The organism is Streptosporangium sp. LJ11 (genome assembly GCF_051918945.1).
Lineage (GTDB): Bacteria > Actinomycetota > Actinomycetes > Streptosporangiales > Streptosporangiaceae > Streptosporangium.
The window spans coordinates 26,387-45,946 of the sequence record NZ_JBPXMB010000031.1 but is presented as its reverse complement, the minus strand read 5'-3'; the positions used below and the strand labels follow the sequence as shown (position 1 = coordinate 45,946).

18 protein-coding genes are annotated in these 19,560 nt (G+C 71.1%); 5 read left to right on the top strand and 13 right to left on the bottom strand.

Going from position 1 to position 19,560, the window contains the following annotated elements:
* Positions 1-95: 95 nt before the first annotated feature.
* From ACTOQ3_RS35950 to ACTOQ3_RS35940, 3 genes are all read left to right on the top strand, one after another.
* Positions 96-548 carry a gamma-glutamylcyclotransferase gene (locus ACTOQ3_RS35950; RefSeq protein WP_440087927.1) on the top strand — a complete coding sequence of 151 codons (453 nt, stop codon included), beginning with the start codon at positions 96-98 and terminating at the stop codon, positions 546-548.
* Between the two features lie 191 nt (positions 549-739).
* Complete coding sequence (locus tag ACTOQ3_RS35945; RefSeq protein ID WP_440087926.1) at positions 740-1,543, top strand: purine-nucleoside phosphorylase; 804 nt, start codon at positions 740-742, stop codon at positions 1,541-1,543.
* 75 nt (positions 1,544-1,618) lie between these two features.
* Positions 1,619-3,262, top strand: coding sequence for a phospho-sugar mutase (locus ACTOQ3_RS35940; RefSeq protein WP_440087925.1), 1,644 nt, complete (start codon positions 1,619-1,621; stop codon positions 3,260-3,262).
* Positions 3,263-3,382: 120 nt separating this feature from the next.
* On the opposite strand, the gene ACTOQ3_RS35935 is transcribed toward ACTOQ3_RS35940, so the two are convergent.
* The 5 genes from ACTOQ3_RS35935 to ACTOQ3_RS35915 form a co-directional block, all read right to left on the bottom strand.
* Entirely contained in the window at positions 3,383-4,108 is a 726-nt protein-coding gene (locus ACTOQ3_RS35935) for a PH domain-containing protein (protein ID WP_440087924.1), read from the bottom strand.
* Positions 4,109-4,141: 33 nt separating this feature from the next.
* Entirely contained in the window at positions 4,142-5,221 is a 1,080-nt protein-coding gene (locus tag ACTOQ3_RS35930; RefSeq protein WP_440087923.1) for an adenosine deaminase, read from the bottom strand.
* A gap of 202 nt (positions 5,222-5,423) precedes the next feature.
* Positions 5,424-5,744: a cupin domain-containing protein gene (locus ACTOQ3_RS35925; protein ID WP_440087922.1), complete on the bottom strand. Its 321-nt coding sequence runs from the start codon at positions 5,742-5,744 to the stop codon at positions 5,424-5,426.
* Between the two features lie 116 nt (positions 5,745-5,860).
* On the bottom strand, positions 5,861-6,466 hold the full coding sequence (locus ACTOQ3_RS35920) for an AMIN-like domain-containing (lipo)protein (RefSeq protein WP_440087921.1): 606 nt from the start codon (positions 6,464-6,466) through the stop codon (positions 5,861-5,863).
* Between the two features lie 259 nt (positions 6,467-6,725).
* Complete coding sequence (locus tag ACTOQ3_RS35915) at positions 6,726-8,261, bottom strand: MFS transporter (protein WP_440087920.1); 1,536 nt, start codon at positions 8,259-8,261, stop codon at positions 6,726-6,728.
* Between the two features lie 87 nt (positions 8,262-8,348).
* Between ACTOQ3_RS35915 and ACTOQ3_RS35910 the strand changes: the two genes are divergently transcribed.
* The gene (locus ACTOQ3_RS35910) at positions 8,349-8,816 is read left to right on the top strand and encodes a MarR family winged helix-turn-helix transcriptional regulator (RefSeq protein ID WP_440087919.1); all 468 of its coding nucleotides are present in this window, start codon (positions 8,349-8,351) and stop codon (positions 8,814-8,816) included.
* A gap of 69 nt (positions 8,817-8,885) precedes the next feature.
* Here ACTOQ3_RS35910 and ACTOQ3_RS35905 read toward each other — a convergent pair whose 3' ends face one another.
* The 7 genes from ACTOQ3_RS35905 to ACTOQ3_RS35875 form a co-directional block, all read right to left on the bottom strand.
* Positions 8,886-10,166 carry a thymidine phosphorylase gene (locus ACTOQ3_RS35905; RefSeq protein WP_440087918.1) on the bottom strand — a complete coding sequence of 427 codons (1,281 nt, stop codon included), beginning with the start codon at positions 10,164-10,166 and terminating at the stop codon, positions 8,886-8,888.
* A 2-nt stretch (positions 10,167-10,168) separates the two neighbouring features.
* Complete coding sequence (locus ACTOQ3_RS35900) at positions 10,169-10,576, bottom strand: cytidine deaminase (RefSeq protein ID WP_362849937.1); 408 nt, start codon at positions 10,574-10,576, stop codon at positions 10,169-10,171.
* A gap of 95 nt (positions 10,577-10,671) precedes the next feature.
* On the bottom strand, positions 10,672-11,952 hold the full coding sequence (locus tag ACTOQ3_RS35895; RefSeq protein WP_440087917.1) for an ABC transporter permease: 1,281 nt from the start codon (positions 11,950-11,952) through the stop codon (positions 10,672-10,674).
* Entirely contained in the window at positions 11,949-13,097 is a 1,149-nt protein-coding gene (locus ACTOQ3_RS35890) for an ABC transporter permease (RefSeq protein WP_440087916.1), read from the bottom strand. Before ACTOQ3_RS35890 ends, ACTOQ3_RS35895 begins: the two co-directional genes overlap by 4 nt.
* Positions 13,098-13,134: 37 nt before the next feature.
* Complete coding sequence (locus ACTOQ3_RS35885; protein WP_440087973.1) at positions 13,135-14,658, bottom strand: ABC transporter ATP-binding protein; 1,524 nt, start codon at positions 14,656-14,658, stop codon at positions 13,135-13,137.
* 100 nt (positions 14,659-14,758) lie between these two features.
* Positions 14,759-15,838: a BMP family lipoprotein gene (locus ACTOQ3_RS35880; RefSeq protein ID WP_440072578.1), complete on the bottom strand. Its 1,080-nt coding sequence runs from the start codon at positions 15,836-15,838 to the stop codon at positions 14,759-14,761.
* Positions 15,839-16,138: 300 nt separating this feature from the next.
* On the bottom strand, positions 16,139-17,380 hold the full coding sequence (locus ACTOQ3_RS35875; protein ID WP_440087915.1) for a M20 family metallopeptidase: 1,242 nt from the start codon (positions 17,378-17,380) through the stop codon (positions 16,139-16,141).
* 536 nt (positions 17,381-17,916) lie between these two features.
* On the opposite strand from ACTOQ3_RS35875, the gene ACTOQ3_RS35870 reads away from it, so the two are divergent.
* Positions 17,917-19,350 (top strand): peptide ligase PGM1-related protein, encoded by a 1,434-nt coding sequence (locus tag ACTOQ3_RS35870; protein WP_440087914.1) that lies wholly within the window; start codon positions 17,917-17,919, stop codon positions 19,348-19,350.
* Here the strand turns inward: ACTOQ3_RS35870 and ACTOQ3_RS35865 are convergent.
* Positions 19,309-19,509 (bottom strand): SCO4848 family membrane protein, encoded by a 201-nt coding sequence (locus ACTOQ3_RS35865; protein WP_440087913.1) that lies wholly within the window; start codon positions 19,507-19,509, stop codon positions 19,309-19,311. The genes ACTOQ3_RS35870 and ACTOQ3_RS35865 overlap by 42 nt on opposite strands.
* Positions 19,510-19,560: the final 51 nt, after the last annotated feature.

Sequence of the window (19,560 nt, the reverse complement as noted above, 5' to 3'; positions counted from 1 at the left end):
GAAACCTCCACAAAACCACCGGGATTCCACGAGACATCGGCGTGGCTTCGAAGCGGGGTGAGCGTCTCGCGGATCTTGGATTAGTGTTTGTCTCCGTGCCTGTCTACGCCGCTTACGGCAGCAACATGGACCCGAAGCAGATGGCCCAGCGGGCCCCTCACTCCCCGATCAGGGGGACGGGCTGGCTCCAGGGCTGGCGCCTGACCTTCGGCGGGAACGACCTCGGCTGGGAGGGCGCGCTCGCCTCCATCGTCGAAGACGCCGCCCACCAGGTTTTCGTCGTCCTCTACGACGTGCCCGAGTGGGACGAGAGCTCTCTCGACCAGTGGGAGGGCGCGGCCCGCGGCCTCTACCACAAGGTCAAGCTCCGGGTGCAGACCATGGAGGGCGAGGTCGTGGCGTGGTTCTACGTGCTCGACGGGTACGAGGGCGGGCTGCCCTCGGCTCGCTACCTCGGCATCCTGGCCGAGGCCGCCGAGCGCGCGGGTGCCCCCGACGACTACGTCAGGGAGCTGCGCGGCCGTCCCTGCACCTCCCTGGGGAGCTGAGGGCGACCTTCCCCGGGAACTCCCGGGGAGCCGGAGGCGCCACGTCGCCACCGGCCGCGCGAGCACGCGCGGAAGTCCGCCGGGCGGCTCACCGGGAGCACCGGCCGGATCAGGTCGAGGGCCTGGTCGAGCGCGCCGCTCGCAGGAGACACGGCGCGGTGCGAAGGCGGACGACCGGTACGCTCGGTGACGTGACAAACGACCCGTATGCACTCGCCACCGACGCCGCGGACGCGCTGAGAAGCGCCGTCGGCGTGGATTCCTTCGACGTCGCGCTGGTGATGGGGTCCGGCTGGGTCCCGGCCGCCGACGCGATCGGCGAGACGGTCGCCGAGATCCCGGTGACCGACCTGCCCGGCTTCGCGCCGCCCGCCGTGCAGGGCCACGCGGGCCGGATCCGCGCCGTCAGGACCGAGTCGGGCAAGAACGTGCTGATCTTCCTCGGCCGCACCCACCTCTACGAGGGCCGCGGCGTGGAGCCGGTCGTGCACGGCGTACGGACCGCGATCAGGGCCGGGGTGGGCACGGTCGTGCTGACCAACGCCGCCGGGGGCCTGCGCCCCGAGACCCAGGAGGTCGGCGAGGCGGTGCTGATCAGTGACCACATCAACCTGACCGGTGCCAGCCCGATCACCGGCGCCACCTTCGTCGACCTCACCGACGTCTACACCCCGCGCCTGCGCGAGCTGGCCCGCGAGGCCGACCCGTCGCTGGCCGAGGGCGTCTACGTGGCCTTCCGCGGCCCGACGTACGAGACCCCGGCCGAGGTCCGCATGTGCCGCATCCTCGGCGGCGACATGGTGGGCATGTCCACCGTGCTGGAGGCCATCGCGGCCCGCGAGGGCGGCGCCGACGTGCTGGGCATCTCCCTGGTCACGAACCCGGGTGCCGGGCTGGTGGGCGAGCCGCTCAACCACGAGGAGGTGCTGGAGGTCGGCCGGGCCACCGCCACGCGCATGGGCGGCCTGCTGGCCGCCGTCGTCGGCAAGCTGTAAGCCGGCGGACCGACTTCAGGGATCAACAGGAGGCGGGCCCGGCGAGCGGACGGGCCCCGGCCCCGAGAGGTGACGATGAGCAGCGATCTCGCAGGGCTCGCCCGTTCCTGGCTGGCCCAGGACCCCGACCCCGACACGCGCGCGGAGCTGGAGAAGCTGCTGGAGAGCGGCGACGGCGACGCGCTGCGCGAGCGGTTCGGCTCCAGGCTGGAGTTCGGCACCGCCGGGCTCCGGGGCGAGCTGGGAGCCGGTCCCAACCGGATGAACCGGGTGACGGTCATGCGCGCCGCCGCCGGGCTGGCCCGCGTTCTCGGTCCCGGCAGACACGTCGTGATCGGCTACGACGCCCGGCACAAGTCGGACGCCTTCGCCCGCGACACCGCGGCCGTGCTCACCGGGGCCGGGCTGCGCGCCTCGCTCCTCCCCGGTCCGCTGCCCACCCCGGTGCTGGCCTTCGCCGTCCGCCACCTCGGCGCCGACGCGGGCGTGACCGTCACCGCCAGCCACAACCCGCCCCGCGACAACGGCTACAAGGTCTACTGGGGCGACGGCTCCCAGATCGTGCCGCCGGTGGACGCGGAGATCTCCGCCGCCATCGACGCGACGGGGCCGGTCTCCGGGCTGCCCCTCGGCTCCCCCGGCGACCCGGCCTGGAGCGAGCTGGACGACGGCATCGTGGCCGCCTACCTGGAGGCGGTGACCGCGCTCCCGATCGGCGGCGCACGGGAGCTGCGGGTGGCGTACACCCCGCTGCACGGCGTGGGCGGCGACACCCTGGTCAGGGCCTTCACCGCCGCCGGGTTCGACGCGCCCGCGATCGTCGGGGCGCAGGCCGAGCCCGATCCCGACTTCCCCACCGTCGCCTTCCCCAACCCGGAGGAGCCCGGCGCGATGGACCTCGCGCTGGAGCTCGCGGAGCGGGTCGGCGCCGACCTGATCCTGGCCAACGACCCCGACGCGGACCGTTGCGCGGTGGGCGTGCCGCTGCCCGGCGGCGGCTACCGGATGCTGACCGGCGACGAGGTGGGCGCCCTGCTGGGCGAACACGTGATCCGGCAGACCTCGGGCGACGGCCGTCTGGTGGCGACCACCATCGTGTCCTCGTCCCTGCTCGGCAAGATCGCCGCCGGGTACGGGGTGCGCTACGCCGAGACCCTGACCGGCTTCAAGTGGATCATGAAGGCCGGGGAGGGCCTGCTGTTCGGGTACGAGGAGGCGCTGGGATACAGCGTCGGCTCCGACCTCGGACTGCCCGTGCACGACAAGGACGGCATCGGCGCGGCACTGACCGTGGCCGGGATCGCCGCGCGGGCCAAGCTGGAGGGCCGCGGCCTGCTCGACCTCCTGGACGACCTGGCACGCCGTCACGGCCTGCACGCCACGTCCCAGCTGTCGTTCCGGGTGGCCGACCTGTCGCTGATCACCGGGGCCATGGCCCGCCTGCGGGCCACGCCGCCCGCGCGGCTCGGCGGTCGCGAGGTCGAGGCGGCCGACGACCTGAGCCTCGGCGCGGGCGGGCTGCCGCCCACCGACGGCGTCCGCTACCACCTGGCCGGAGGCGCCCGGGTCGTCGTCCGCCCCTCGGGCACCGAGCCCAAGCTCAAGTGCTACCTGGAGGTCGTGGTCCCGGTGACCGGCGAGGTCTCCGCCGCCCGCGCGACGGCCGTACGGGATCTCGACGCCCTGAAGGCCGACCTCGCCGAGGCACTCGGCCTCTGACCTGCCGGAACCGGCGCGAGAAGGCGCCTGCGGCACGGCCGGCGGGGCCCGGTGCCCGGCCGGCGGCCGGCCACGATCACCGGCACGGCCGCGGGGGGCACCCTCGGCGGCCGGCCACGATCAGGCGAGGAAGGCGGCGACCACCAGCAGGGCCGCGGCCGCGAAGGCCGCCAGGGCGCTCGGCGCCCAGGTCACCTTGAGCGCGCCGGCCCCCGTCCCGGTACCGGCGCCCGTCCCGACCCCGGCAGCGGTCCCGGCCTCGGGCTCCGCCGGAGTCCCGGTCGCCGTCGAAGCCCCGGTCGCCTTCGAGGCCTCGGTCATCGAGGCCGCGCGCCCGGCGGCTTCCGCGCGTTCGGTGATCTGCTCGGCCACCCAGTCGGCGTGGGTCTTTCCCGCCAGCGCCTCGGCGGCGGCCCGCTCGCCCTTCGAGCGGACCGGCTCGGTCCTGAAACGGCCCCGCGCGGGCACGGGCGCGGACGCGGACCGCCCCCTGCGCGCGGCCGCCGCCCGCTCGCGGGCCGAGGCCTGCGGCACCCAGCAGCGGACCCTCTCACCGCCGGAGGTGATCGTGATCGAGTGGGAGACCGTGACCTCGTCCACGGCCCGCCAGGGCACGAAGGTGTTCCTCAGCGGGTTGCGGACCCGGACGCCGTCCTCGGACAGGATGACCGCCGGGCGCAGGCAGGTGGCGAAGACCAGCGCGGTCAGCACCCCCAGCACCGCCGCGGCGACCATCGACGCCTGCCCGCTGTAGCGGGCGATCAGGTCGACCGCGTTGAACGCGGCGAAGGCCATCCAGACCCAGCCGACGACCGTCGCGAGGGTGGAGCGGAACACCTGCTTCATCGGAAAGAGCTCACTTCACTCGTACGAGCCCGGTCACGCCTGCCACTTGAGGCGCGCGAAACCGGGCTTGATGACGCCGTTGATGAGCGACAGGCGCTCGTCGAACGGCAGGAACGCGGACTTCATGGCGTTGACGGTGAACCACAGCATGTCGTCCCAGCCGTAGCCGAACGCCTCCGACAGCTTGGCGAACTCCTCGGAGACGGACGTACCGCTCATCAGCCGGTTGTCGGTGTTGACCGTGACCCGGAAGTTCAGGCGGCGCAGCAGGCCGATCGGGTGTTCGGCGATGGAGGCCGCCGCGCCGGTCTGCAGGTTGGACGTCGGGCACATCTCCAGCGGGATGCGCTTGTCGCGGACGTAGGCCGCCAGACGGCCCAGCTTGGGCTCCCCGTCGCTCTGGACGGAGATGTCGTCGATGATCCGGACGCCGTGGCCGAGCCGGTCGGCGCCGCACCACTGGATCGCCTGCCAGATCGACGGCAGGCCGAACGCCTCGCCCGCGTGGATGGTGAAGTGGGCGTTCTCCCGCTGGAGGTATTCGAAGGCGTCCAGATGGCGGGTGGGAGGGTAGCCCGCCTCCGCGCCGGCGATGTCGAACCCGACCACCCCCGCGTCGCGGTAGCGGACCGCGAGTTCGGCGATCTCCATGGACCTGGCCTGGTGGCGCATGGCGGTGAGCAGGGTGCCCACCCGGATGCCCCGCCCCTTGGAGCCGGCGTTGAACCCCTCCTGCACGGCCTCGATGACCTCTTCGAGGCTCAGGCCCGTGGAGGTGTGCTGCTCGGGCGCGTAACGCACCTCGGCGTAGACGACGCCGTCCTCCGCCAGGTCCTCCGCGCATTCGGCGGCTACCCTGACCAGCGCCTCTCGCGTCTGCATGACGCCGACCGTGTGGTCGAAGGTCTCCAGGTAGCGTTCCAGCGAGCCCGAGTCGGCGGACTCCCTGAACCAGGCGCGCAGGCTATCCGTCTCGGTCGCGGGCAATTTGTCGTAGCCCGACTCGCGGGCCAGATCGATGATGGTCTCCGGCCGCAGGCCACCGTCGAGGTGGTCGTGGAGCAACACCTTCGGAGCCAGGCGGATCTGCTCGAAAGTGGGTAGCTGACTCATTTCGCAACCTTACCGTCAGGGGCCTGACCGGCCGGCCCGCGCGGAGACGCCGCCACGGCCCGGCCTCGGGATGTTCACACGGGTGTCCCCTCCTGAGGGGACGTCGCGCCGATCCCGGCACGGAGACGCCGGGATCGGTGTGTGACGAGCCGTCACCGGTCGTCTCCGGTCGTGACTCGTCATCCTGTCACGCGTCGTCCCGTCACTCGTCGTCGCGGTTGACGGTCTCCGGGGAGAAGGCGGGCAGGCAGACGGCGACGTACTCGGCGCCGTCGGGGCCGGATCTGTAGCGGATCCGCTCCCCCGGCTCGCACACGAACACCTGCCCGGCGCCGATCTCGCTCGTGCCTCCGTCGTGCTCCACGATGACGGTGCCCTTGAGCACCAGCGTGTACTCGGCGAACTCCGGTGTCTGGGCGGGCTCGTCCCACCCTGCCGGGGCCTTCATGTGCGCGATCGAGATCCCGGCGTCACCGGTGTTGGCAAGACCGACGTATTCGTCGATCGTCTTGCCACCCGGCACGGGAATCCGTGTCGCACTATCGATTTTGCGTACCATCGGACCAGTCTGTCACCGGTCTCGGGGAGATGGCTCCTCTCGGCGCCCTCGGCGCTCCCGGTGCGCCACCCGGCACGTGACTAGTGCGCGATGTCGATGACCAGCCGGTTCGGGCTCTTCTGCTCCAGCACCCGGAACGGCGCCTTGCGGTCGAGGACGACGCCCACGCTCACCACGCCCTCGAAGTCGCCTGTCTTGACCACGTTCTGGACGTTGCCCAGCTTGGCCTGGAAGATCGGGCCGCCCGTCCAGGTGGACTCGCCCGCCTCGGTGTGCGCGACGGCCGGGGTGATCGTCAGTTGCAGGTAGGCCCCGCCCTTGACGTCGACCGGATCTCCCGAGCCGTCCTGGATGAGCTTGGGCACCCACCGCGCGGTGTAGCCGGGCAGGTCGCCCTTGAGGTCGATCACCACCCGGTCGAACCCCTGGTGCTCCCCGAACCGGGCTCCGGTGACGGTCGGCTGGGTGTCGATGGGGCGGTCGACCTCGATCTCCTTGGTGCTCGTCGGAGGGAGCAGCCCGGCCGCGACGGCGGAGGGCGTGGGGGGCGGCGTGGTCGCCGGATCCACCGGGGCCGTGGTCACCGGGCCCGCCGGGGACGGGGTTGCGGTCTGCGTGGTCGAGCCACAGCCGACCGCGAGCAGGAACGGGGGGACGAGCGCGAGGGAAACGAGGGTGCGGTTCATGGTGAGCCTCCTGCCCCGTTAGATGCTCAGGTCTCCGGAGAGGTTCACCTCCCGGCCGTCCACATGCGCCCTGGCCGGATCGTGACACCTTGTCGAGGGGAGAGTCAAGCACCCCGGTCGTGGCGGGGAGTGCCGCGGGTCGCGAGGAGGGCCGCCGCCGGGCCCCGGTATCCGGCGGCGGCCCCTCCTCGCCTCCCGCGGGGCTCGCGTCCCCGTCCCCGTCCCCGTACGGGACGGCGACGCGAGCGGCGCGCCGGACCTAGACGGTCTCGAGCGCCTTCTCCCTCCCCCTCTCCCCCTCGGCCGCGGCGGACGTGCGGCGGGCGCGGAGGCCGGTGAGGGCGATCAGCAGGCCGATCACGGCGAGGATCCCCGAGACCGTGATCGCGGCACGGAAGGAACCGATCGGGTCGGCGCCCGTACCCGAGGTGAGGACGGCCGTCACGACGGCCAGCACGACCGCCCCGCCGACCTGTCCCGAGGTGTTGAGCAGTCCCGAGGCCAGTCCCTGCTCGTCGTCGGCCACCCCGTTGGTGGCCTGGATGTTCAGCGAGGGGAAGGACAGGGCGAACGCGATGCCCAGCAGGACCATGCCGGGGATGATCAGCGTGGCCAGGCTGGGCTCGCCGTTGATCCGGAGGAAGAACGCGTACCCGGCGGCCAGCGCGGCCGAGCCGATCACGATCAGCCGGGCGGTGCCGAACCGGTCGGCCAGCTTGCCCATCCTGGTGGATGTCACCGCCACCAGGAGGCCGGCGGGCAGGAAGGCCAGCGCGGTCTCCAGGGCCGACCAGTGCAGGAAGTTCTGGAAGTACTGCATGGCGACGAACTGGAAGCCGACGTAGGAGCCGAACAGGATCACGAGCCCCAGATTGGCGCGGACGATCGGACCGGAGCGCAGGATGCCGAGGCGTACCAGCGGGTGCTTGACGCGCTGCTCGGTGAGGACGAAGACGGCCAGCAGCAGGGCGGCTCCCAGCAGCGAGGCGATCGTGCGCGGCGAGCCCCAGCCCGCGCCGGGCGCCTCCACCACGGCGTAGACGAGCAGCAGCATGGAGCCGGTGATGGTGACGGCGCCGATGAGGTCGTGGCCGCCCTCGGCGCGCTCCTCCCGATGTTTGGGGAGGAACTTCAGGGCCGCGACCAGCGCGATGATCGCGACGGGGACGGGCATGAGGAACGTCCAGCGCCAGCCGAGCTCGGTCAGGAATCCGGAGATGACCAGGCCCAGGGAGAACCCGCTGGCGCCGGAGGCGGTGAAGACGCTGAGAGCCCTGTTGCGGGCAGGTCCCTCGGCGAAGGTCGTGGTGATGATGGAGAGCGCGGCGGGCGCGGTGAAGGCGGCGCTGACGCCCTTGACGAAGCGGGCCGCGATCAGCAGCGTGCCGTCGTTGACGAGGCCGCCGAGGAGCGAGGCCACGGCGAAGACCGCGAGGGCGACCAGGAAGACCCTGCGACGCCCGAGCAGGTCGGCGGTCCGGCCGCCGAGGAGGAGCAGCCCGCCGTAGCCGAGCACGTAGCCGCTGACCACCCACTGCAGGGAGGACGTGGACAGTCCCAGGTCCGCCTGGATGGACGGCAGGGCGACCCCCACCATCGAGACGTCGAGCGCGTCGAGGAAGACCACGGCGCAGAGCACGGTGAGCGCGGCCCACAGGCCCGCGCCCCAGCGCTCGTCGGGCGGCGAGACCGGCGGAACCGGTGGAACCCGGGGAACAGAAGCGGCAGGTGAAGCGGTTGGAACAGGTGCGACCGACGGATCGGGTGGAGCCGTCGAGGTCGATGAAGAGGTCATGTCGTCCGACAATACATGCAAGCACATCTAATGCAAAAGCATTTAATGTCTGTGCATTTAATGTTCACGCATGGTACGATCCGCGGCATGAACGAGGAGGACCCGGTCCGAGCGTGGCGCGAGGCGCTCGCCAAGTACGCCACGACCGCCTGCGCGCTGGAACGCGAGCTCTCCGAACGGCACCGGCTCGGCATGAGCGAGTTCGAGGTCCTGGAGCGGATGGTCGAGGGCGGCCAGGGCAAATACCGGGTCCAGGAGATCGCCGACGCGGTCCATCTGAGCCAGAGCGCCTGCTCCCGGCTGATCGCCCGCCTGGAGAAGGCGGGCCTGGTGACCCGCCGCATCTGCGAGGACGACCGGCGCGGCATCTTCGTCGGCATCACCGAGGACGGCCGCGAGCGCCACGCGACCGCCCTGCCCACCCACCGCGCCGTGATCGGCGAGATCTTCGGCTCACCGGCCCGCCACGCGGAGCAAAGCTCACCGGCCCGCCACGCGGGGCAAAAGGGCGCCCCGGCCCGCGAGACGGACATGAAGGGCGTCCCGGCCCGCTAGCCCGCCGGGCGAGACGGAAGGGCGCCCCGGCCCGCCAGACGGGCCGGGCGGGCGTTCCGGCCGGCGGCGTCAGGCGGTGACGCGGTCTATCACCAGGGGCAGCAGGTCCGGGTCGGCGGCCTCGCCGACGGTGTAGGCGCCTTCCAGGGCGGCGAGCGCCCGCTCGAAGCGCGCGGTCTCGTCGGCGTGCAGCGTCATCAGCGGCTGCCCCGCGCGAACCAGGTCCCCCGGCTTGGCGTGCAGCACGATGCCCGCCCCGAACGACACCGGGTCCTCCTTGCGCTCCCGGCCCGCGCCGAGCCGCCAGGCCGCCAGGCCCACGCCGTACGCGTCGAGCCTGGACAGCACGCCGGACGAGGGCACGGTGATCTCCATCGTCTCGGCGGCCCTGGGCAGCAGGGCGTCGGGGTCGCCGCCCTGGGCGGCGATCATCCGGCGCCAGGCGTCCATCGCCGAGCCGTCCGCGAGGGCGCGCTCGGGGTCCTTGCCCCCGGACAGGCCCGCCGCCTGGAGCATCTCCCGCGCCAGCCGCACGGTCAGCTCGACCACGTCGGCGGGCCCGCCTCCGGCGAGCACCTCGACCGACTCGGTGACCTCCAGGGCGTTGCCCACGGCCCGGCCCAGCGGCCGGTCCATCGCGGTCAGCAGCGCGACGGTGTTGACCCCTGCGTCGGTGCCGAGCTCGACCATGGTCGTGGCCAGCTCGCGGGCCTGCTCCACGTTCTTCATGAAGGCCCCGGAGCCGACCTTGACGTCCAGGACGAGCGCGCCGGTGCCCTCCGCGATCTTCTTCGACATGATCGAGGAGGCGATCAGCGGGATCGCCTCGACGGTGCCGGTGACGTCGCGGAGCGCGTACAGCTTCTTGTCGGCGGGGGCGAGGCCGTCACCGGCCGCGCAGATGACCGCTCCGGCCTTGCCGAGCACGTCGAGCATCCCGTCGTTGGACAGGGACGCCCGCCAGCCGGGGATGGACTCCAGCTTGTCCAGGGTGCCGCCGGTGTGGCCGAGCCCCCTGCCGGACAGCTGGGGCACGTACCCCCCGCACGCGGCGACCAGCGGCGCCAGCGGCAGCGTGATCTTGTCACCGACGCCGCCGGTGGAGTGCTTGTCGGTGGTGGCCCCCGGCAGCGACGACCAGTCCATCCTGGACCCGGATCGGATCATGGCCTGGGTCCACTCGGCGATCTCCCGCCGGTTCATGCCGTTGAGCAGGATCGCCATCGCGAGCGCGGACATCTGCTCGTCGGCGACGACGCCCCTGGTGTAGGCGTCGATCACCCAGTCGATCTGCTCCGCCGACAGCTCCCTGCCGTCCCTCTTGGTGACGATGACGTCGATCGCGTCCATGCTCAGGCCCCCCGGCTCAGGTCGTCGGGCCCGAAGGCGTAGGGAAGGATCTCCGCCATCGGCTTCGGGCCGTCGATGGTCTCCAGCAGCAGTTCCGGGCCGCCGAACTCGTACAGGAGCTGGCGGCACCTGCCGCACGGCATGAGGAGCTCCTCGTGCCCGTCGACGCAGGTGAACGCGACGAGACGGCCGCCGCCGGTGGCCTGCAGCGAGGACACCAGCCCGCACTCGGCGCACAGCCCGATGCCGTAGGAGGCGTTCTCGACGTTGCAGCCGGACACGATCCGCCCGTCGTCCACCAGCGCGGCGGCACCGACCGGGAACTTGGAGTAGGGGGCGTAGGCGTGGCCCATGGCCCGCACGGCCTCGGCCTTCAGCGCCGCCCAGTCGATGCCCGTCCCGGTGCTCATCTCACCACCCGTCTCGGCACCCGCTTCGGCGCCCGTCTCATTGCCCGTCTCGGTGCCCATCGAATCAGATCCGCTCGTGAGGTGCCGCGTGATGGTCACTTGCCCTGTCCCCTGCGGTACGGCACGCCGTCGGCGGCCGGCGGGCGGAGCCGCTGCGCCGCCAGCGACAGCACCAGCAGCGTGGTGATGTGCGGGGTGACGGAGGTGAACTCCGAGGGGACGGAGTCGGTCAGCGCGAACACCACGAACACGGCGACCGCCGCGACCCCGGTGATCAGCGCGGCCCGCGTCCGGTTCTGCCGTACGAGCTGGTAGACGGCGACCGCGGCGAGCAGGATCGTCACCACGAGCAGCAGCGCGTGCACCGACTCGCCACCCCTGCGCAGCTGGAGCGCGTCGGTGTAGCCGAACAGCACGGCGCCCCCGGCCAGCCCTCCCGGCCGCCAGTTACCGAAGATCATGGCGGCGAGGCCGATGAAGCCGCGCCCGCCGGTCTGTCCCTCGCGGTAGGCGCTGGCGGCCACCTGCGCCAGGAACGCGCCGCCCAGGCCCGCCAGGGCGCCGGAGACGAGCACCGCGATGTACTTGTAGGTGTAGACGTTGACGCCCAGCGACTCCGCGGCCACCGGGCTCTCCCCGCAGGAGCGCAGGCGCAGGCCGAACGCCGTACGCCACAGCAGGTAGTACGAGAGCGGGACGAGCAGGATCGCCAGGATCGTCAGCAGCGAGACGTTCGTGGTCAGGCCGCGCAGGATGCCCGCGACGTCCGACAGCAGGAACCACTGCTTGGCCTCCAGCGTCCTGAGCGGATCCCCGACCCACGGCACGCTCACCACGCCGGGCTTGGGCACCGGGGGCGACTGGGAGTCGCCGCCGCCCGGCATCTCGGCGAAGGTGACCTTGGACAGGAACTGGGTGACGCCCAGGCCCAGGATGTTGATCGCGACACCGGAGATGATGTGGTCGACGCCGAACGTCACGGTGGCGACCGCGTGCAGCAGGCCGCCCAGCGCCCCGCCGATCGCGCCCGCGAGAACGCCCGCCCAGGGGTTGCCGAACTGGAGCGCGCCCCAGGCGCCGCACCAGGTGCCCAGGATCATCATGCCTTCGAGGCCGATGTTGACCACCCCGGCCCGCTCGGCCCACAGGCCGCCCAGACCGGCCAGGCCGATGGGGATGGCCAGCGCGACGGAGGCGTTGATCGCGCCCGCGGAGGTGAGGTCGACGGCGCCGGTGACGGTCCGCGCGAACGAGAGCAGCAGGACGAGCGCGCCGAGGGCGAGCAGCAGGACCCGCCAGGTGACCCTGAACCTGCGGGCGGGGGTCTTCGGCTCCACGAAGGGAGCCTCCGGCGTGGTGAGGGCTCCCTGGCTCATGCCGGCGTTCCTTCCCTGGTCGGGGTGGTGCCCGCCAGCTGGCGGCTCACCCGGCGCTGCTCGGCGGAGATCTGGTAACGGTGGACCAGCTCGTAGGCGATGATCACCGAGAGCACGATCGTGCCCTGCATGATGGTGACGATGTCCGGGGAGATCTTCTTGATCTGCAGGATGCCCGCGGAGGTGTCGAGGAAGGCCCACAGCAGGGCGCCGAACGCGATGCCGACCGGGTGGTTGCGGCCGAGCAGCGCGATCGCGATGCCGGTGAAACCGAGCCCGGTGGGGAAGTCCAGGCTGTAGCTGTAGGAGGCGCCGAGCAGTTGCGGCATGCCGACCAGGCCCGCCATCGCGCCGGACAGGACCATCGAGACGAGGATCATCCGCTTGACGTTGACGCCGCTGGCCACCGCGGCCGTCTCCGAGCGGCCGGTGGCGCGCAGGTCGAAGCCGAAGCGGGTCCGGTTGATCACCACGTGGTAGAGGACGCCCATCACGACCGACAGGATGATCAGGCCGAACACCTTCGTCTGGGTGCCGGCGATGATCTCCATGCCGGGCACCTGGCCGGAGGGGCCGATCGGCTTGGTCCCGATGTTGTTGCTGCCCGCGACCTCGACCGCGAGGCGCTCCTTGTTGAGCAGCCAGGCACCGAGCGCGGTGGCGATGGCGTTCAGCATGATCGTGGAGATGACCTCGCTCACCCCGCGCCGCACCTTGAGCAGCCCGGCGATCGCCGCCCATCCCGCGCCGACCAGCACGGCGACGAACATGATCAGCGCGACGTGCAGGGGGGCGGGCAGGGTGACCGCGCCGCCGACGGCCGCGGCGGTGAGCGCCGCCAGGCGGTACTGGCCGTCGACGCCGATGTTGAAGAGGTTCATCCTGAACCCGATCGCCACCGCGAGCGCGGACAGGTAGTAGGTCGTCGCGTAGTTCAGGGTCAGCACGATCGAGCGCGGCCGGATGCCGTACTCGCCCATGACGACCAGCGTGTCGAGCGGCGGGGCGCCGGTGATCGCCAGGATGACCATGGTGATCAGCGCCGCGAACACGATGGCGACGAGCGGGGCGGCGAGCGAGAGCAGCCCCGCCGGCGAGACCCGTCCGAGCAGCCGGTCGGCGAAGGTGGATCTTTCCTGGCTCATCCGCGCGTCCCCGGGGGCGTGTGCGCTACGTGGGTGTTCATGCCGCCTCTCCAGCACCCGTCATGGCCGAACCGAGCTGCTCGGGTGTCACGTCCTTGGGATCCACCTCGGCGACGATCCGGCCGCGCAGGATCACCTTCAGGGTGTCCGACAGGCCGATGAGCTCGTCGAGGTCGGCCGAGATCAGCAGGACCGCCAGGCCCGCGGCGCGCGCCGCGCGCAGGTGGTCCCAGATCGCGGCCTGGGCGCCCACGTCGACGCCGCGCGTCGGGTGGGACGCGATCAGGAAGACCGGCTCCCCGCTCATCTCCCGGCCGACGATCAGTTTCTGCTGGTTGCCGCCGGACAGGGCCGCGGCGTCCACGTCGATGCCCGGGGTCCGCACGTCGTACTCCTCGACGATGCGCCGGGTGTCCTCGCGCGCTCCCGCGCGGTCGATCCAGGGGCCCTTGACGTTGGGCCGCCGGGTCTGGTGGCCGAGGATCCGGTTCTCCCAGAGCGGGGCCTCCAGCAGCAGGCCGTGCCGGTGACGGTCCTCGGGGATGTAGCCGATGCCGGCCTCGCGGCGGCGCAGCGTCGTCCAGGCGGAGATGTCGTGCTCGCCGAGGCGGATCTCGCCCTCGGCCGCGCGCATGCCCATGATGGCCTCGACCAGCTCGGCCTGGCCGTTGCCCTCGACCCCGGCGATGCCGAGCACCTCGCCCTTGCGGATGTCGAAGGTGACGCCGTCCACGACGCAGCGGTCCTCGGCCGAGTGGACGTTCAGGCCGCGCACCGACAGCGCCACCACGTCGGTGACGGTGGACTCGCGGGTCTCCGGGCTGGGCAGCTCGCTGCCGACCATCAGCTCGGCCAGCTGCCTGGCGGTCACGTCCTTGGGATCCACGCTGGCCACGGTCGTGCCGCGCCGGATGACGGTGATGGCGTCGGCGACCGAGAGCACCTCGTCCAGCTTGTGCGAGATGAAGATGATCGTCAGGCCCTCGCGGACCAGCTCTCGCAGGTTGGCGAAGAGCTCGTCGACCTCCTGCGGCACGAGCACGGCGGTCGGCTCGTCCAGGATGAGGATCCGGGCGCCCCGGTAGAGGACCTTGAGGATCTCCACCCGCTGGCGGGCCCCGACGCCCAGGTCCTCGACGGTGACGTCGGGGTCGATGCCGAGGCCGTAGGAGTCGGAGATCTCCCGGATCCTCTTTCGCGCGGCGCCGAAGTCGAGGGCGATCCCGCCCTTGCGGGGCTCGCTGCCGAGGATCACGTTCTCCAGCACGGTCAGGTTGTCGGCCAGCATGAAGTGCTGGTGGACCATGCCGATGCCCACGGCGATCGCCTCCCCGGGGGAGCGGAAGCTCACGTCCTGGCCGTTGACGCGGATCCGTCCCTCGTCCGGGCGTTGCATGCCGTACAGGATCTTCATGAGGGTGGACTTGCCCGCGCCGTTCTCGCCGACGACGGCGTGCACGTGCCCCTGCCGTACGGATAGGGAGATGTCGCGGTTGGCGACGACGCCGGGGAATCGTTTGGTGATTCCCTCGAGCTCGACGGCCGGTGCCGAGGTGCTGATGACGGCCTCCTCCGTACGGATGCCCCGATACGGAACGTGGTGGTCAGAGAGGACAAAGGGCCCGGGGGAAATGTCCACCGGGCCCCTCATTAGTACCAGGTCAGGAGGTCTTGTCCGGAACGGTGATCTCGCCGGAGATGATCTTCTGCTTGTACTCGTCGAGCTTGGCCTTGATGTCGTCGACCTGGCCACCGGTGGTGGAGTAGTCGACGCCGTTGGCCTTGAGGTCGTAGATCGTGCTGCCCGACTTCACGGAGTTGGTGGTGAAGCTCTTCAGGAAGTCGAAGACGGCGACGTCGACCTTCTTGAGCATCGAGGTCGCGATGACGCTCTGCAGCTCGGGGGCGGCGGTCTTCGCCTGGTCGGAGTCGACGCCGATGGCCAGGCCCTTGGCGGCCTTGGCCGCCTCGAACACGCCGCCACCGGAGCCGCCCGCGGCCTGGTAGACCACGTCGGCACCCGCGTCGAACATGCCCTCGGCCGCGGTCTTGCCCTTGGCCGGGTCGCTGAAGCCGGTGAAGTCCGGCGGCTGGGTGAGGTACTTGACCTCGATCTTCACGTCGGACTTGACCGCCTTGGCGCCCGCGGCGAATCCGGCCTCGAACTTGTTGATCAGCGGCACCTGGACGCCGCCGACGAAGCCCACGTGGTTCTTCTTGCTCTTCAGCGCCGCGGCGGCGCCGACCAGGAAGGAACCCTCGTGCTCGGCGAACAGCAGGTTCGAGATGTTGGGCGCGGCGGCCGCCGCGTCGTCGACGATCGCGAACTTGACGTCGGGGAACTCGGTCGCGACCTTCTTGACCGGGTTGGAGTACGCGAAGCCCACGGCGATGATCGGGTTGAAGCCGCCGTCGGCGAGCAGGCGGAGCCGCTCCTCCTTGGCCGCCTCGGTCTCGCCGTTGCCGGCCTCCAGCTCGCTGACCTCGGCCAGGCCCAGCTCGGCCTTGGCCTTGTCGATGCCCGCCGCCGCGGAGTCGTTGAACGACTGGTCGCCACGCCCGCCGATGTCGTAGGCGAGACCGACCTTCGGTCCCGTCGCGGCCGGCGCCGCACTGCTGGCGGCCCCGCTCGGCTGAGCCGACGTGGCCGGTTCCTCGCTTCCACCACACGCGGCAGCTCCCATGAGCATGCTGCCCGCCAGTGCGGTCGCGGCCAGCTTGCCGAATCGGTTCTGAAGCAAGATGGACTCCCTTCGCGTTTCAGTGCACGCGCGAAGAGACGCACGGCAACCCTGCACGGAAGATAGTTGGTCCATCAGGGTTGACCAAACCAGCACACAAGTCCGCAACAGGTCCGTTATCCAGCTCACGCCACCTTGTGACCCGGGAAGCGGGGCGGGACTACCCGCCGGTAGCCCTGGATGGCCGCCGCAGCCTGGCGTTGGCACTCCTGTCCGGCGGTCGACGATCGTCTTCGGGGATCATCGACCGGCTCCTCAGGATATGTCCGGACTTTTCAGCTGACTAGATGTCAGAATTGACTAGTTGTCGGCGTTCAGGGCCATGAGCGGCTCGCCCGCGATGGGACGCTGCCCCTCCCACAGGGCCGTCAGCGCGGTCGCCGCCAGGAAACGCACCCCGGCGCCGATGGCGGTCTCGTCCACGTCGAAGGTGCCCTGGTGGATGTCGGCCAGGTGCGCCGACCCCGGCTCGCGGGTGCCGAGCCTGGCGAACGCGCCGGGAATGGACTCCAGGTACCAGCCGAAGTCCTCGCCGCCCAGGCTCTGCTCCGTCGGCACCGGAGCGCCCTCGCCGAGCACGCCCTCGGCGGCCTCGGCCAGCATCTGCACGCTGACCTTGTCGTTGACCACCGGCGGCACGCCGCGCACGTAGTCCATCTCGGCCTCGACGCCGTACGCGCCGGCGACCGACTCCAGCAGCGACTTGATCATGTCGGGGGCCGCGTGCCAGGCCGCCTCGTCCAGGCAGCGCACGGTGCCCTCGGCGACGCCGTCGTCCGGGATGGCGTTGGCCACCGAGCCCGCCTCGACCCGGCCCCAGACCAGGCTGAGCGAGGAGCGGGGGTCGATCCGGCGCGAGAGCGCGGCGGGCAGCTCGGTGAGGATCTTGGCGAGCGCGAAGACGAGGTCGGCGGTGAGGTGCGGCCGGGCGGTGTGCCCGCCGGGACCGCTCACCCTGATCGTGACCCTGTCGCAGGCCGAGGTGATGGGACCGGCCTTGAGGCCGACCTTGCCGACGTCCAGCCGCGGGTCGCAGTGCAGGCCGAAGATGCGGTCGACGCCGCTGATGCCGCCCGAGGCCATCACCTCCAGCGCGCCGCCGGGAAGCTCCTCGGCGGGCTGGAAGATCAGCCGGACCCGGCCGGGCAGCAGACCGGCCTCGGCCTGCTGGGCGAGGAAGAGCGAGGTGCCGAGCAGGATCGCGGTGTGCACGTCGTGGCCGCAGGCGTGGCACACACCGGGGACCGTCGAGCTGTAGGAGACGTCCTTCTCGTCCGGCACGGGCAGCGCGTCGATGTCGGCCCGCAGCGCCACGGTCGGGCCGTCGCCGCTGCCGACGTCGCAGAGCAGGCCGGTGCCGCGCGGCAGCACCGAGGGGACCAGCCCCGCGGCGGTCAGGCGCTCGGCGACGCGCTGCGTCGTGCGGTATTCGGCGAACGCGAGCTCGGGATGCATGTGCAGGTCTCGACGGAAGTTGATCAGTTCCTGCTCGCGACCGGCGAGGAACGTGTCGAGTTCTCCCCGCAAATTACGCCCCCGCATTGCTCACCGTCCCATCTGCGCCGGCGGGCCTGGATCCTCGACGCACCGTGCCACTGCCCAGGATCTCGAAACCCATGAGGCAGTCTCGAAAAAAAGCGATCGCCGCGCCGACGGGCCGGAGTGGGGTCTCACGGGCCGCATCAGCGCGGGCTGGTCGGTCACCGACGCGAAAACGGCAGGCCGGTGACCCGGAGAAGCCGTCGCGTTGGCGATGACAACGACTTTATCCCTCCCCCCGAGCAGCTCGCCGACATCCAGGCCAAATGTTTTGTCGCCCCATGCCCCACTCGTACACCTTCCGACCCGGAAGGACCAGGAAAGATAGCCCAAATTGACTATGAGACGATGGCTAGGCAGGGGGGTGGAGGATCCGGGAGGCGGTAGCCCCCGGGCCATTTCCAAACGTCGCCGACCTGGCAATTTACGTGACCTCAGGTGCCGGTCATCGAACCCGGCGGAGTGATGCAAACGGGAGGAATGCGTGTTTCACTCCTCACATGATCGCTAACATCCCATTCGGGGAGAGGCAGTCGCGTTTGAGCATATTTGAACCGGACGAGGGGACCCTGGTGGTCCTTCCCTCGTTGTCGCTTCCCCAGGATGAGCTGCGCAGGATCACCGGTCCCCTCTGCTACGAGGAGCGGCTGCTGTTTCTCCTCCTCACCCTGAGGAAGCCGAAAGTCGAGGTCGTCTACCTCACCTCGACGCCGGTGGACAGTGCGGTCGTGGACTACTACCTGGGTTTCCTCGACGATCCCGACGAGGCCCGCACGCGCCTGCAGATGATCAGTTTGGATGATCCCGACACGCATCCGCTCACCGAGGCGCTGCTGCGCCGCCCGGACGCGATCGCGCGCATCCGCGCCGCCCTCGGCGGCCACCGGGAGGGCGACGCCACCGCCGGGGACGGCGGCAACGGCGGCAACGGCGGCAACGGCAGGGCCGCCTGGATGGTGCCGTTCGTGGTGAGCGAGTACGAGGAGCGCCTCGCCGGGATCCTCTCCCTGCCGGTGTACGGCCCCGCCACCGCCCTGGCCCACCTGGGTTCCAAGAGCGGCGGACGCACGATCGGCGACGAGGCCGGGGTGCCGCTGGTCAGGGGCTTCGGCGACCTGCGCTCGCTGATCGAGGTGGAGCACGCCGCGCGCGCGATGGGTCCCACGAGCAAGCTGATGGTCAAGCTCAACAACAGCTACTCGGGACTCGGCAACGCCATCGTGACCAAGGGCGACCGGCCGCTCGCCTCCTGTCCCACGAGTTTCTCCGCGTCGGACGAGAACTGGACGACGTTCGCCGAGAAGGTCGCCGAGCGGGGAGCGGTGATCGAGGAGTTCATCGAGGACCGGCCCCTGTACTCCCCCAGCGCGCTGGCACGGATCACCCCCGGCGGCGTGTACGACGTGGTCGCCACCCACGAGCAGATCCTCGGCGGCCCCAACGGCGACGTCTACCAGGGCTGCACCTTCCCCGCCCGGCAGGAGTACCGGGCCGAGCTGGGCGCGCACGCGGAGCGGATCGCCAGGATCCTCGCGGGCCGCGGCGTGGTGGGACTGTTCGGCATCGACTTCTTCGCCGTCAAGACCGACGGCGGCTATCGCACGCTGATGTGCGAGATCAACCTGCGCATCGGCGGCACCACCCACCCGTTCGGCGCCGCGGTCCTGACCACCGGCGCGTCGTACGACCCGGGGACCGGCACGCTCGTGCACGCGGGCCGGCCGAAGTACTACGTGGCGACGGACAACTGCGCCGCGCCCGCCCTGCGGGGCCGCACCCCGGGTGAGGTGGTCAAGCTGGTCCACGACGAGGGCCTGGGCTTCGACCGCGAGCGCCGCACCGGGAACGTGCTGCACATGCTGGGCGGGATCCCGAAGTACGGCAAGCTCGGGTTCACCAGCATCGGCGACTCCGCGGAGGAGGCCGCCGAGCTACACCGGAGGACGCTGGCCACGCTGCGCCAGACAGCGTAGGCCGATCACGCCGAGCACGGCCGCCAGCACGAGGTTGACGGCGATCAGGATTCCGTGGACCACGTAGAAGGCCGTCGGATGGCCGTCCGCGAGGTTGAAGCCAAGGGTGATCCATTCGAAGATCATGAAAGCGGCAAGGCCGATCAGAAAAGCGGCCATCTTTCGCGTTATTTGCATGATGTCAGTATTCCGCCGAGTGGTTCGTACCTG